Origin of the sequence: Pseudomonas sp. B22129 (genome assembly GCF_044218875.1) — a bacterium.
Taxonomy (GTDB): domain Bacteria; phylum Pseudomonadota; class Gammaproteobacteria; order Pseudomonadales; family Pseudomonadaceae; genus Aquipseudomonas.
This window is the reverse complement of sequence record NZ_CP162592.1, coordinates 4,700,386-4,714,187: the sequence shown is the minus strand read 5'-3', so window position 1 is coordinate 4,714,187 and position 13,802 is coordinate 4,700,386. Positions and strand designations below refer to the sequence as shown.

The window sequence follows — 13,802 nt, the reverse complement described above, 5'->3', positions numbered from 1 at the left end:
TCACACCGGCACCTCAAGGGGCAGACACACCCGGAACAAGGCGCCCTCGCCTATCTGGCTCTCGACTTCGATGGTGCCGCCATGGGCTGCCACGATCTGCTCGGAAATAAATAGCCCAAGCCCAAGGCCCGCAGCTACCTGGCTGGCGGAAACCCGTTCGAACTGCTGGAAAATACGTTTCTGGTTCTCTTCACTGATGCCGATACCGCGATCACGTACCTCGACCCGCGCCTCGCCATGTTCGGTATAAACCCGCACATCCACCGGGCTTTTGGCACCGTAGCGCAGAGCGTTGGTCAGCAGGTTCGTGACCACCTGCTCAATGCGAAACTCATCCCAGTTGCCTTCCACTGGCTGCTCAGCGACAAGCTGCATGGACGAGCCGGCGGCGGCCACCTGTGGCGCGAAGTTTTCCACCAGGTTGCGGACCAATTGCGTCAGGTCGAAACGCGCCGGGCGAATCGACAACTTGCCGGTGCGAATGCGCGACACATCGAGCATATCCTCGATCAAACGGATCAGGCTCTGGATCTGGCGCTCATCGCGATCGACCATGGCGTGCATCTTGTCCAGGGTGAACGCAGCGGCGTTATCGCGGGCCAGGTGCATCTTGCGCAGCTGGGTCTCCAGGATCAGCCCGTTGAGCGGCGTACGCACTTCATGGGCGACAATCGACATGAAGTCGTCACGCATGCGCACAGCTTGCTCCAACTCGGCCTGGGTGGCCTGCAAACGCGTCAACAGCAACTCCTGCTCGCGACGGCTGCGCTCCAGAGCTTCGACCTGCTGCTTCATGGCCTTGCTCTGGCGGTACAGGTCGACAAACACATTGACCTTGCTCTTGACCGCGTGGATATCCAGTGGCTTGTGCAAGAAGTCGACCGCGCCGCTTTCATAGCCCTTGAAGGCATAGTTGAGTTCGCGGCCAGCGGCGCTGACGAACACAATCGGGATATTTTTGGTCTTTTCGGTGCCGCGCATCAACTCGGCCAATTCGAACCCGTTCATGCCGGGCATCTGCACGTCGAGAATCGCCATGGCGAACTCATGTTCCAACAACAGGGACAACGCCTCGTCGGCACTCAATGCCTTGAAGACCTGGCGATCCTCGCGCTTGATCAGCGCTTCGAGGGCCAGCAGGTTTTCCGGCAGATCGTCGACGATCAGCAGTTTGGCCTGGACAGTACTTAACATGGTGAGTTTTCCAGGGAAGCCAACCATGAGCCGATCTGGCCCAAGGTGAGAATATGATCAGGTGTGTGCAGGGCCAGGGCCGCCAGCGGCATCACGGCAATCCGCGCTTCCCTGGGGTCCTGTACCACGGTGGTGCCGCCCGACTGCTTGACGTGGGCCAGCCCTTGGGCGCCGTCCTGATTGGCGCCGGTCAGTAGAATCGCCAGCAGGCCTGTGCCATAGGCATCGGCAGCGGAGGCAAAGAGGTAATCGATAGCGGGCCGGGAATGGTGTACGCGGTCTTCCTGGCTAAGCGACAGGCTGCGGTCAAGCTCCACCGACAAGTGATAGCCCGGCCCGGCGAAATACAGGGTGCCCGCCTCGATCACTTCCTTGTCCCGTGCTTCCTTCACCGGTACGCGCAGGCGGCGCGCAAAGACTTCCGCCAGTTGGCTGCGACGCTCATCAGGTAGATGCAGCACGGCAATGATTGGCAACCCGAACCCCTCGGGCAGGTCGCCAAAAATACTCAGCAACGCCTCGACACCGCCGGCGGAGGCGCCGACGACGATGGCTTCAATCCCGCGAACCGGGTTGGCGTGCAGGTCGCTCATGATTTGCGGTAGATCCGTTCTTGCTTGACCAGGGGCTCGAATTGCTTGCTGTAGGCGGAAAAATCCAGGGTTTCCTTGCTGCCCAATACCAGAAAGCCGCGATGACACAGCGACTCATGAAACAATCCGAACGCTCGATCTTGCAACTTTTTATTGAAATAAATCAGTACGTTACGGCATGAAATTAATTGAGTTTCTGAAAATACGCTGTCGGTCGCAAGGCTGTGATCGGCAAAGGTCACGTTCTCGCGCAGTGTTTTGTCGAAGATTGCGTAATCGTATGCCGCCGTGTAGTAGTCGGCAAATGAACGTTGGCCGCCGGCCTGCTGATAATTGGCGGTGTAGGCGCGCACGTTCTCCAGCGAGAAAATACCCTGCTTGGCTTTATCCAGAGACGCCGGGTTGATGTCGGTGGCGTAAATGATCGTGCGCTCCAGCAAGCCCTCCTCGCGCAGCAGGATGGCCATGGAGTACACCTCCTCCCCCGTACTGCACCCGGCGATCCAGATTTTGATCGACGGATAAGTCTTGAGCAGCGGTACCACTTCCTGGCGGATGGCCAGGAAGTGCGAGGGGTCGCGAAACATCTCGCTGACCGGAATCGTCAGGAACTGCAGCAACTGCATGAACGCTGCCGGATCGTGCAATACCCGCTCCTGCAATGCGGAAATGGTTGCACAGTCGAACTGACGCAAGGCATGCGCCACGCGACGCTTCACCGACGCGCCGGAATAGTCGCGAAAGTCATAGCTGTACTTGAGGTAAATCGCCTCGATCAACAGGCGCAGCTCAATATCGCTGCTTTTGTCCAAAAAACTGCGCTCCACTTAAATGCGTTCCATCTTTGGCAGCCAGACGCGAATCAGTGAAAACAGGCGATCCAGGTCAATTGGCTTGGCCAGGTAATCGTTGGAGCCGGCCGCAAGGCAGCGCTCCTGATCGTCCTTCATGGCCTTGGCCGTCACCGCAATAATCGGCAGCTTCTTCCAGCGCGGGTCCTGACGAATCAAGGCGGTGGCCTCGTAACCGTCCATTTCCGGCATCATCACGTCCATCAGCACCAGGTCGATATCGTCGACTTCATTGAGTTTATCGATGGCTTCACGGCCGTTACGCCCGATCACCACCACGGCGCCTTTGTGCTCCAGGGCGCTGGTCAGGGCGAAGATGTTGCGCACATCGTCGTCCACCAGCAGGATTTTGCGCCCCTCGAAGACCTTGTCGCGGCTGCGTGCGGTCTTGAGCATCTTCTGGCGGTCATGGGACAGCTGGGATTCGACTTTGTGCAGAAAGAGTGTCACTTCGTCCAGCAGGCGTTCAGGCGAGCGCGCGCCCTTGATGATGATCGAGCGCGAATACTTGCGCAGCTCAGCCTCTTCGTCGCGGGTCAGGTTGCGCCCGGTGTAGACAATCACCGGCGGGAACGAGCAGATGTCCTCGGTGGCCATGCGCTTGAGCAACTCGTTACCCAGCATGTCCGGCAACTTGAGGTCGATGATCATGCAGTCATAGACATTGGTGCGCAGCAGGTCGAGTGCGGCCTGGGCGTAGCCGACGTCGGTGATTTCAATGTCATCGTCGCCGATCAGGCGGGCAATGCTGTCGCGCTGCAGGTCATCGTCTTCCACCAGCAGCACACGCTTGACCTTCTGGGTCAGCTTGGCTTCCAGGCGTGCAAACACATCCTTGAGCTCTTCGCGGGTGGTGGGTTTGACCGCATACCCGATCGCGCCCATGTGCATGGCGGCTTCGACGCGGTCTTCCACGGAAATCACATGCACGGGGATGTGACGGGTGTTCGCGTGCTCCTTGAGGCGCTGCAGTACCGTCAGCCCGGAATGGTCCGGCAGGCGCATGTCCAGCAGGATCGCGTCAGGAATGAACTCTTCGGCCAGGCTGTAGCCCTCGTCGGCACCGTGGGCGACCAAGCAGTGGTAACCCAGCTCGTGGGCCAAGTCGAACAGGATGCGCGCAAAGTTCGGTTCGTCTTCCACCACCAGAATGCAGCGGTTGGTGAACGGCGCCTTGTCACGGTCGTCAGCAAAGCGCGGGATCTGCTTGGCGTCGGCGACCGGCAGGGGCGAAATCGCGACCGGTTTGGGTGCCGGAGCAGCCACGACCTGACGCGGTTGTTCAATGGGTGCTGCGTCTTCATCGCGCTCCACATAGTGCTCCGGCAGTACCAGGGTGAAGGTGCTGCCCTTGCCGGGCTCACTGGTCACGCTGATATAGCCACCGAGCAAGGTGGCCAGGTCACGGGAAATCGACAGGCCCAGGCCGGTGCCGCCGTAGCGGCGGTTAGTGGTGCCATCGGCCTGGCGGAACGCTTCGAAAATGCTTTCCTGCTGGTCGTGTGCAATGCCGATGCCGGAGTCGCGCACGGTGAAGGCAATGCCCTCCCCTGACGCGCGGGCGACCGACAGGCTGACTTCGCCCTGCTCGGTGAACTTGATCGCATTGGACAACAGGTTTTTGAGGATCTGCTCCAGGCGCTGGCGATCGGTAAACAGCATCGCCGGCGCATCTTTGTGCACTTCAACCTGGAAGCCCAGCTTGCGATCGGCCGCGAGCGGCTCGAACATCCCGCGCAGGCCGTCTACCAAACGCGCCACGCTGGAGTTCTCCGGGCGCATTTCCAGCTTGCCGGCCTCGACTTTGGAAATATCCAGAATGTCGTTGATCAGGTTGAGCAAGTCATTGCCCGCCGAATAGATCGACTCGGCAAACTTGACCTGCTCGGCGCTGAGGTTTTCCTGGGGGTTCTCGGCCAGCAACTTGGCGAGAATCAGCGAGCTGTTCAGCGGCGTGCGCAGCTCGTGGGACATGTTGGCGAGGAACTCGGACTTGTATTTGCTGGAGCGCTGCAATTCGTCGGCGCGGTCTTCGAGTTCCAACTGGGCCTGGTTGAGCTCGACGTTCTTGCGGTCCATGGCGTCGCGTTGCTCAGCCAGGGTCTGGGTCTGTTCGGCCAATTGCTCGTTGGTTTGCTCAAGCTCCGCCTGCTGGGTTTCCAGGTGGGCCTGGGACTCCTTGAGGATGCGTGACTGCTCCTCCAGCTCTTCGTTGGCGGTCTTGAGTTCTTCCTGCTGCACTTGCAGCTCTTCGTTGAGCTGTTGGGTTTCGGCCAGCACTTCCTGCAGGCGCTGACGATAGCGCGCGGCTTCGATGGAGGTGCCGATGTTGCCGGCGATCAGCTCCAGCAACTCAACGTCGCGCTCTTGCAGCGGGCGCAAAAAGCCCAGTTCGATTACACCATTGACACGGTCGTCGTCGCTGGTCGGCATCACCAGCACGCTGCGCGTCGGGCCCTCACCCAGGCCGGAGCTGACTTTGAAATAGTCCACCGGCACGTCGTCCAGGCGGATCAGGCGATCGAGCTGAGCGGCCTGCCCGACGATCCCTTCGTCGCTGTAGATCGACTGCTCCTGTTGTTCCTGCTCGCGGGAGAAGCCATACGTGGCCACGCGCTTGAGGCCGCCGTGCTCTTCACGCACATACAGCGCGGCAACGGCCGAGCCCATGTACTGGGCGAAGAACTGCAGGATGTTGCGACCGAGCATGGTCAAGGTGAGTTGCCCAAGTACCTGCTCGGCCAGCTCTGTCTGGCCGTTGCGCAACCAAGCCTGTTGCTCCAGGCGGCGGGCGATCTTCTGTTGTGACGCGAGGTTGTCGCTGTAACTCTCTGAAAGCGCGAGAAGATTTTTCCTGCCCACATAGGCCAGAAAACCACTCAAACCCAGCACGAAAGCCAGATACAGCGTGACACTCAATACGGTGGTGCGGGTCACTTCTTCGTTGCGGGTGATGCGGAATTGCTGCTCCATCGCAACCGCGTCGCCATATTCCTTGCGAATCTCGTCGGTCAGGCGCTTGCCACGGCCAGCCTTGACTGCGCTGCGGTAATCACCCGCCTCGCGTTGCATATCAATCATCGCCTGGGCGTACTTGTTCCACTCAATCTGCAAGGCTTCCAGGCGCTTGAGGCGGTCAACCTGCTGAGGGTTGTCTGCTACCAGCTCCTGCAAATTGCGCAGATCCGCAACGATCCGCGGCTTGGCCACTTCATAGGGGTCGAGAAAATGCTCGTCGCCCGTAATCAGGAAACCGCGCATGCCGGTTTCCAGATCGACCGTCAGCTTGGACGACTCATTCAGGTTGTTGATGACCCGGTCGGTGTGTTCCACCCACTGGATCACCGACAGCAAGTAGGTGATCAGAACGACAAAAAACACCGCACTGAGCACACCCACACCCAATGGCAACGCCACGTTACGGCTCAGGAGTTTACGGAAGCTCTTTTCATCGACGGACGAAGCGGGAGTCATGGGCGTGCCTTGGCCAAGTGCGGAAAAAGGGGGAGTTTGCCCGAATGTCGGGGGCCAGGGCTATGTTTCTGCGTTTTTTTAGCTGCAAAAGCCTGTGCGCTACGCGCGAATCGCTCACTTATTCATGTGGGATGAATCTGCTTGTTTACACAACTCAAAACAACTTCCTACGGCGAAGGCGGAACGGACCTTCAGGGCTTCCACACTCAGGGCTGCACCTCAGGAACACGGAAGATCTTTTGGAAGGTGCTTTTCTGCCACGTCAAGGTAAGCCAAATGATTAGTACAAACGCAGCACAGAACGTGTTGATCACCGCTCAAGACACCACTAACCCGGACACCCAATCTCTCACACAAGGCGGTTCAAGCTCTTCAGCACACCTAACCGCCCCTGATCAGCCCCTCGCCACCAGTACGCTGCAGCGACTGCTGGCAGACCAGCAAGATTTATACGACTTGGCCGGTAAGCTTCGAGGCGTTGATACCCGGTCTTATGGCAGACCGCTGAACCCGGCGCAAATTGCCTACCGTTTGAACGAGGGTATTTTGGTGCCTTTTATCGGCTCCTCCATCGCGCAAAAGCGCGACACACCCACGTCCCTGGCTACCGCCATCACTGATCTTGGTTTTGAAGTGCCGCGCACTCCCGATGAACTCGAGAAGTTGAGGCAAACAATCGAGCAAAGAGCCTCTGTGCCACCTCTGGGCAATTTGGGTGGCGCACTTTCCTGGCCGATTCCGATGTCGCAAGAGGACCAACACACAAGCGGTTTGTTCGTGCGGCTTCAAGGCATCCCCCTGCCCGGCCTGCCTTTGACGGACTTCACCAAAACGGCGCTGGACTATCTGCTCAGCGGTAGCTCAGTCACAAAAAACGACCTGAAAGATCCGTTGAATGCAGTGCACAAACTGCTCGACACCCCCAAGGCTCAGGCATTGGGAAAAGCGCTGCAAACGCATTTGCACGGAATCTCATCACCCGCCAGTGTCTACGACTACATCTTGACAGCCTTGCAGACGGGAATTGATCGGGAGTCTACCGTAAGACCCAAGCGCAACTGCATCGCCGATTTTGAATTGGCAAAGCCTGACAATTGGGGCAAGTCGCCCTCCTCGGTTGTCGAAGGTCTCAAAAGGCACCTTGTCGGGAAATACCGGGCGACAGACGACACTGCCCCCCTCGCCGCCTATCTTCTGTTAGCAAGCAAGGCCCCCCAGTACCTGATCAAAGACATTCCTGACAGGGTGACGATCGGTAGCGTGGCGTGGGTAAACCTCACGATTGCCGCTGCGGCAATCGAAGCCGACCAGCCGGGGGCCGTCGCGAACATGACCTTTGCCGACGTGATGAGTTATTCGTCGAGAGTCACGACATCATCCCCTGCCCCTCAATTCGCGGTAAACGATGCAATCGTGGATTGGGGCGTGGCCAACGGCAAGTTGCAATACAACAGTGAGGATAGGTACACCTCCGTCCAAATCAATCAATTGCGAACTGCGTTCACCCAGCGTGCCGATCTTTTGCAAACCGCCTCCCGGTCGCTGGACAAAGAAATCCCCACGCGCAAAGAGATCGCGTTGGCCGTTCTAAAAGAACGGTTTGGTGACCTGGGGGCACTGTTCGAAGCAAAAGTATTGAGCACCGACCCCTATTTGGGAACGCACACGCAAACAGGGCTGGCAGGAAAACATTCGTTGCTGGACGTCGCCATGATGGACTGGCCGGATGTGCGCCCCTTCAAATCGGATGACCCGCGTATTCCCTTGGCGACGCTGAATAACAACTTGAAATTCGGCGTTCGAGAGGCTTTCGACCAACAATTTGAAACGGCCATCGAGAACAAAAAGGCGGCCATCAACACAAATATCAGACATTTGATCTCTCAGCTCCCGCTGGAGGATCGAAAAAACTTTGAATATGGAAAAATCAGCTTTTTTCAGGAAAGTACTTACGAGCAAGGCCTTGGGCTGTGGGGGGGGACGCAACACCCCAACAAACCCGGGCTGTTGGTGAACGTTGAGCGCGAGGGCAAATCCTGTGCGTACAAAATAGATTTCAACAAAGGCAGCATCGAACACACCCATTTGAACAATGCAAAAGTCAAGAACTCAACTCAAGGCCGCTGGATTTATCAAACCAAAGCATTCACCCCCGGGAAGCCGGGCGATGACAACGCCGATTTGGCGGTAGAACGCACACCGAATGGGGAGCTATTGGATAACTTCAGCAGTGCCCGCTCTCTGAAGATAGGTCGCGCATTCGTCGAGCATCTCAACCTCGACGATCCGGCGATAAAACAACAAGCACGTGGGCAAACCACTCTGGACGAACTGGAAGGTGGTCCCAAACCACTGGGTGACTTCTTGCTCAACCTGATTCCCTTCAGGTCAGCTATTGCCAACTTCAAGAGCGGCAATATCGGCGACGGTTTATTTGATCTCACACTGGATGTGTTTGGCTTTCTAACCGCCGGTGCTGCAACGGCAGGGAAGTTGCTCAAGATAGGCAGCTCCGCTCTTTCCCGCGGCACAAAGGCGTTAAAAGCAACAAAAATTATCGGCGCTGCGGCCCTTGGCGAGTTCAACCCTTTGAGTGGTCTGAACAGCCTGGCAACCGGCGGTGCGGATCTTTTGCGAAAAGGCACCCGCTACCTGCTGGACAAAGGGATTGAGGCGGTCAATAAACTCAAAGGCGCTGACGGAAGTTACAACCTGCTCAAGGCCGCCAGCAAAGAATATGGGGTTCTGGCAACGGGCACCTACAAAGTGGGCGATAACTCTTTCGAAGCCGGTGCCATGCTGCACGAGGGTAAGTGGTATGCCTATGACCCTGTCACCGCCCGCCCTTATGGCCCTCCATTGCCCCTGTTTTCTGCCAAAAGCGTCGCCATGGGCGGTGAGATGCAAAACTTCAGGATTCTCAACAATGGCCTCGGCATGTCCGAAGACACGACCAAGCGTGGTCTTCGACTGACACTGGATGCCCACGGAGTGATTCCCGAGGGGAGCAGCTCAGCGTTGATGACCGTGGATGGGCAACACATCTCGGCGTATGAACTGGTAGACCAACTGAAAACATCCGGTGTTGACCTGAGTAAATACAGTGATATTCGATTGACCATGTGCAACTCCGGAACGGGCGCGGAACAATCGTTTGCTGCAACACTGGCAAAACTCACTCATAAACCCACTGAAGGCTTCAAGGGGGTGATGTATACCAGTACCGAGGTCGAGGATGTCGCGGCGCGGATGTTCAAAAATGGTGGCGCCAAGCAACGCGAGTTTATTGATGAGACCGTGAATGGCCAAAAGAAAACCATCGATAAATTCAAACTCACCGGCGTGGATTCGGAACACAGAGGTGTGTATACGCACCACCCGGACTACAACCCGGTTCGCTTCGACGCTGAGGGCCGACTGTTGGAGGCAAAACCACTTCGGCAATCCTATACGGCAGATAAAGTCGATATTAACCACAACGAAATCGCAGACGCCAAAGTGGACTTCGACGACTATGACGATCTGACTTGATTGCTCAATGAGCGCAGTGCCTGCCTGAGTGGGCACTGTCGTTTGTGTAGCGCCAGGGCCGTCTCTGGCGCAGCTCTGCCCCCCTATGCTACGAGACATTTGCCCCCTTTCCCTTCACAATGCGCCCGCCAGCGGAACTTGCCGGGATTGACGTGACTCATTAGAGGATGGTCTTTCAACCGCTAAAGACCTGCCCCTTTACTTTTCGGGAAATTTCACTATGTCCGCTATCGCCTCCACCATCCTTGTAGTCGAAGACGACGCCATCGTGCGCATGTTGATCGTCGACGTACTCGAAGAACTGGAGTTTGAGGTAGTCGAAGCGGCAGACGCTGAAGACGCCTTGAAAATCGTCGAAAACGCCAGCCAGGCCATCGACCTGATGATGACCGACGTCGGCCTGCCCGACATGGACGGCAAGCAACTGGCGACCAAAGTGCGTGAACTGCGCCCCGCCCTGCCTATTCTGTTTGCCAGCGGCTATGCCGAAAATATCGACGTGCCGGCAGGCATGCAGGTTATCGGTAAACCCTTCTCCATCGACCAGCTGCGCGACAAGGTCAAATTGATGCTCCCGCCCGCCTGAAAAACCGTGACGGCGCTTGCACGAACAGACTAATTCCTTCGCTGAGCTAGCGAGTCTCGATTTAACTGCTAGCTTCAATCGACATGTCCTACACAATTTTGTGAAAAAGGACAGCCCGACAGTTGCTTGAACGGGCGGTTTCCAGGGAATTGGAGCACTTCAATGTCCAGGTCATTGTTCACCCCGGCACTTGTGCTGGCCGTTGTTGTATTGCCCGCAATTTGTGCCCGGGCGGATAACGCCGACACCGCAAACAAGAGCAACAACCCGCTCAACCTGGCGCCGGGCGCCAACCTGCAGGACTATTACACGCCAAGGCTTTACGACACCAACGCCCACACCAATGACCTGCTGTTGCGGGGCACGTTGCCCATCGCGCCTTCAGACTTTATCGGCGTGCCGCAATTGTTGCGCGCCACCCTGCCCCTCAGCACGCGCCCAGATCCCCACAGCGGCTACAGCACCGGTATCGGTGACCTGAACCTGTTCGACATCTTCCTGCTCAAGACCGAAGGCGTACAACTGGGCATCGGCCCGCAAATTACCGCGCCTACCGCTGAACACGATGAGCTGGGCACCGGCAAATGGCAGGCCGGGCTGGCCGCGATCGCCATCGACGCCTCTCCACGCGGCTTGCTCGGCGCGCTGGTGCAATACCAAAGCTCGTTTGCCGGCGACCGCGACCGTGCCCATGTGGAGAGCGCAACGTTTCAACCGTTTATCATTCATAACCTGCCCAAAGGCTGGTACCTGCGCTCCACCGGCACCTGGACCTTCGACTTGAAGAATGACACCCACTACATTCCTGTCGGTTTCGGCGCCGGCAAAGCGTGGAAAGCCGGCAGCAATATCGTCAACGCCTATGTTGAGCCGCAGTGGACAGTGGCGCGCAAGGGCGATGGTTTGCCTCAGTTCACCTTGTTTGCAGGGATTAACGTGACGTTCGGCAAATAAAACAGGAAACTCGGCGTTTTGATCCCCACGCCCGTTTATACGAACTCAGGAAGGACGCAACAACATGATTGGAAAACCGACGCGCCTGCTGTTGGCGAGCCTCTCGATACTCATGAGCACCGGCGCCTGGGCCGACTTCACAGCCACCCCCGCCGAAGCCCGGGCCATTGCCAAGGAAGCCTACCTGTATGGCTACCCGGTGGTGGCGATGTACAAGACGCTCTACACCCAGGCCGTTGATAAAGGCGGTGCCAACTTCAAGGCGCCGTTCAACCACATCGGCAACACCGCGCAAGTGTTTACCCCCAAGGACACCGCTTTCGTCACCCCCAACTCGGACACACCCTACTCGTTCGTGTGGATGGACCTGCGCAAAGAACCCCTGGTGCTGACGCTGCCGAAGATCGAAGACAACCGTTACTACTCGGTGCAGTTGATCGACCTCTACACGCAGAATATTGCTTACCTGGGCACCCGCAGTACGGGTAACAACGGCGGTCACTACATGATTGCAGGCCCTGACTGGAAAGGTCAGCAGCCAGTGGACATCGACCGTGTGGTCTACAGCGAAAGCAACATTGCCTACGCCCTGTACCGCACGCAGTTGTTTGATGAGAAAGACCTGGGCAAAGTCAAGCAGATCCAGAGCGGCTACAAAGTGCAGCCGTTGAGCAGCTACGTGAAACAACCGGCGCCGGCCAAGGTGCCGAAGATCGAGTGGCCCAAGCCCATGGCCACCATGACCGAAGGCCCGCAGCTGTTCCGCTACCTGAACTTCATGCTGAGCTTTGCCGCGCCCCAGGACAGTGAAAAGGACGTGCTGGCACGCTTTGCCAAAATCGGCATCGCCCCCGGCGCGCCGTTCAAAGTCAAAGAGCTGACCGCCGAGCAACGCAAGGCCCTGGAAGACGGCATCGCCGACGCCCGGGCTGAGTTTGCCGCCTTCAAGAAAGACAAGATCGACACCCACCAGGTGTCCAGCGGCGACCTGTTCGGCAGCCGTGACCGCCTGAAAAACAACTACCTGTACCGCTACGCCGGCGCCGACCTGGGGATTTTCGGCAACTCCACCGACGAAGCCATTTACCTGACCTATTTTGTCGACAGCGAAGGTAAACCTGCCAACGGTGCACGTCACAGCTACACCGTGCACTTTGCCAAAGACCAGCTGCCGCCTGCCGAAGCGTTCTGGTCGCTGACCATGTATGACGCCAAGACCAAGCTGTTGGCGCCCAACCTGAAAAAACGCTACCTGATCAATTCGCGGATGCTGCCCAACCTCAAGCTGGACGCCGACGGCGGCCTGACCCTGGCGTTGCAGCACCACGAGCCGCCGAAAGCCGAACAGAGCAACTGGTTGCCGGCACCGCCCGGTCCGTTTTATGCCGTGCTGCGTATTTACCTGCCCAAGCCTGAGGTGGGTAATGGCCAATGGAAGTTGCCGCCGTTGACCCCGCTGAAATGACACCACGTGCCCGGTCGCAACAGGGTTAGACCGGGCACGTAACCCCCTGATATCAGGCCGATACAAGGATGGATGACGCCATGATTTCATCTGCTCGATTAAAAGGGCTTTGCGCTGCGGGCTTGCTCGCCAGCTGCGGTGTATCGGCCACCAGTTTGCCGGAGCTGGGCAGCCACACCGCCGAGCCGGAGGCCGACGCAGAAACCTGCCACCGCCTGCAACAGAACTTCGATATCGACCTCAAGCAAGTGGTCAAGGCCGGTTGTGAGCCGTCGACTGAACAAATCGCCAAGCTGATGGACAACCCGGTGGGCAACCTGGTGTTGTTATTCAACCAGTTTGACTACAGCGCCCTCAAAGGCCCGCACAGCAATGGCACGCGCTATTTGGGCAAATACAGCTTTATGCCGACCTTCCCGATTTCCCTCGGAGAAGACTGGAACCTGATCAACCGGATTCCGCTGAGTTATGTCAGCGCGCCGATCAACCAGAAGGCGGGCGACCTGGCAGGTATGAGCCCCTATGGCGTGCTGACCGATCGCGACTTCCCTTCCGTGGTCAACGATCCGTTCGATCGCACCTCAGGCTTGGGTGACCTGGCCTACGTCGGCGTGTTCTCGCCCAAACAGCCGGTGCGTTTTGCCAATGGCGGCAAGCTGGTCTGGGGGTTCGGCCCCACCGCGATGTTCCCCACCGCTGAAAAAGATGTGCTCGGCACCGGCAAGTATTCGCTCGGCCCGGCATTTGTGGCCGCCTACCTGGGCGAAGACTGGACCCTCGGCGTGTTCCCCCAACACTGGTGGTCGGTAGGCGGTGACGCCAGGCGCAAGGACGTCAGCCTCACCAACATCCAATACTTCATCCAGCGCTCCATCCCGGGCCCCGGCCAATGGCGGGTGGGCATGACGCCCAACGTCACCGTCAACTGGAAGGCCGAGGGCGGCAACCGGGTCAACTTCCCCATCGGCCTCGGCGCCGGGCGCATCGTCAACTTCGGCAAGCTGCCGGTGCGCATATCCGGCGAAGTGCAGTACTCGGTGATCCATGCTGATGACTTGATCAGCAGCCGCTGGAATTTCCGTGTGTCGTTTATTCCGGTGATCCCAACCTTCATGCTTTGACGCCTCCTGGCAGCCGTTTCCACTGACTCAAGG

Annotated in this window: 9 protein-coding genes; 5 read left to right on the top strand and 4 right to left on the bottom strand. The window is 57.9% G+C overall.

Translation table 11 applies throughout. From position 1 onward, the window contains the following. The 4 genes from AB4P94_RS21850 to AB4P94_RS21835 are packed head-to-tail and all read right to left on the bottom strand — an operon-like array spanning nucleotide 1 to nucleotide 6,112. Nucleotides 1-1,194: an ATP-binding protein gene (locus AB4P94_RS21850; RefSeq protein ID WP_395607401.1), complete on the bottom strand. Its 1,194-nt coding sequence runs from the start codon at nucleotides 1,192-1,194 to the stop codon at nucleotides 1-3. Beyond that, nucleotides 1,188-1,787 carry a chemotaxis protein CheB gene (locus AB4P94_RS21845; protein WP_395607400.1) on the bottom strand — a complete coding sequence of 200 codons (600 nt, stop codon included), beginning with the start codon at nucleotides 1,785-1,787 and terminating at the stop codon, nucleotides 1,188-1,190. The genes AB4P94_RS21850 and AB4P94_RS21845 overlap by 7 nt, the downstream gene beginning before the upstream one ends. Next, a complete protein-coding gene (locus AB4P94_RS21840) occupies nucleotides 1,784-2,614 on the bottom strand; it encodes a protein-glutamate O-methyltransferase CheR (RefSeq protein ID WP_016974439.1) in 831 nt (276 codons plus the stop codon). Before AB4P94_RS21840 ends, AB4P94_RS21845 begins: the two co-directional genes overlap by 4 nt. Then, entirely contained in the window at nucleotides 2,615-6,112 is a 3,498-nt protein-coding gene (locus AB4P94_RS21835) for a response regulator (RefSeq protein WP_395607399.1), read from the bottom strand. 276 nt (nucleotides 6,113-6,388) lie between these two features. On the opposite strand from AB4P94_RS21835, the gene AB4P94_RS21830 reads away from it, so the two are divergent. From AB4P94_RS21830 to AB4P94_RS21810, 5 genes are all read left to right on the top strand, one after another. After that, nucleotides 6,389-9,643, top strand: coding sequence for a hypothetical protein (locus AB4P94_RS21830; RefSeq protein WP_395607398.1), 3,255 nt, complete (start codon nucleotides 6,389-6,391; stop codon nucleotides 9,641-9,643). Nucleotides 9,644-9,863: 220 nt separating this feature from the next. Next, complete coding sequence (locus AB4P94_RS21825; protein WP_395607397.1) at nucleotides 9,864-10,229, top strand: response regulator; 366 nt, start codon at nucleotides 9,864-9,866, stop codon at nucleotides 10,227-10,229. A 162-nt stretch (nucleotides 10,230-10,391) separates the two neighbouring features. After that, complete coding sequence (locus AB4P94_RS21820; protein ID WP_395607396.1) at nucleotides 10,392-11,183, top strand: hypothetical protein; 792 nt, start codon at nucleotides 10,392-10,394, stop codon at nucleotides 11,181-11,183. 64 nt (nucleotides 11,184-11,247) lie between these two features. After that, entirely contained in the window at nucleotides 11,248-12,648 is a 1,401-nt protein-coding gene (locus tag AB4P94_RS21815) for a DUF1254 domain-containing protein (RefSeq protein ID WP_395607395.1), read from the top strand. Nucleotides 12,649-12,728: 80 nt separating this feature from the next. Beyond that, complete coding sequence (locus tag AB4P94_RS21810; protein ID WP_395607394.1) at nucleotides 12,729-13,769, top strand: hypothetical protein; 1,041 nt, start codon at nucleotides 12,729-12,731, stop codon at nucleotides 13,767-13,769. Nucleotides 13,770-13,802 lie beyond the last annotated feature (33 nt).

What these genes read in the sequence shown, in the direction of transcription:
- AB4P94_RS21815 (WP_395607395.1), top strand. Translation starts at nt 11,248, where the DNA reads ATGATTGGAAAACCGACGCGCCTGCTGTTGGCGAGCCTCTCGATACTC.
- AB4P94_RS21830 (WP_395607398.1), top strand. Translation starts at nt 6,389, where the DNA reads ATGATTAGTACAAACGCAGCACAGAACGTGTTGATCACCGCTCAAGAC.
- AB4P94_RS21835 (WP_395607399.1), bottom strand. Translation starts at nt 6,112, where the DNA reads ATGACTCCCGCTTCGTCCGTCGATGAAAAGAGCTTCCGTAAACTCCTG.
- AB4P94_RS21825 (WP_395607397.1), top strand. Translation starts at nt 9,864, where the DNA reads ATGTCCGCTATCGCCTCCACCATCCTTGTAGTCGAAGACGACGCCATC.
- AB4P94_RS21850 (WP_395607401.1), bottom strand. Translation starts at nt 1,194, where the DNA reads ATGTTAAGTACTGTCCAGGCCAAACTGCTGATCGTCGACGATCTGCCG.
- AB4P94_RS21820 (WP_395607396.1), top strand. Translation starts at nt 10,392, where the DNA reads ATGTCCAGGTCATTGTTCACCCCGGCACTTGTGCTGGCCGTTGTTGTA.
- AB4P94_RS21810 (WP_395607394.1), top strand. Translation starts at nt 12,729, where the DNA reads ATGATTTCATCTGCTCGATTAAAAGGGCTTTGCGCTGCGGGCTTGCTC.
- AB4P94_RS21845 (WP_395607400.1), bottom strand. Translation starts at nt 1,787, where the DNA reads ATGAGCGACCTGCACGCCAACCCGGTTCGCGGGATTGAAGCCATCGTC.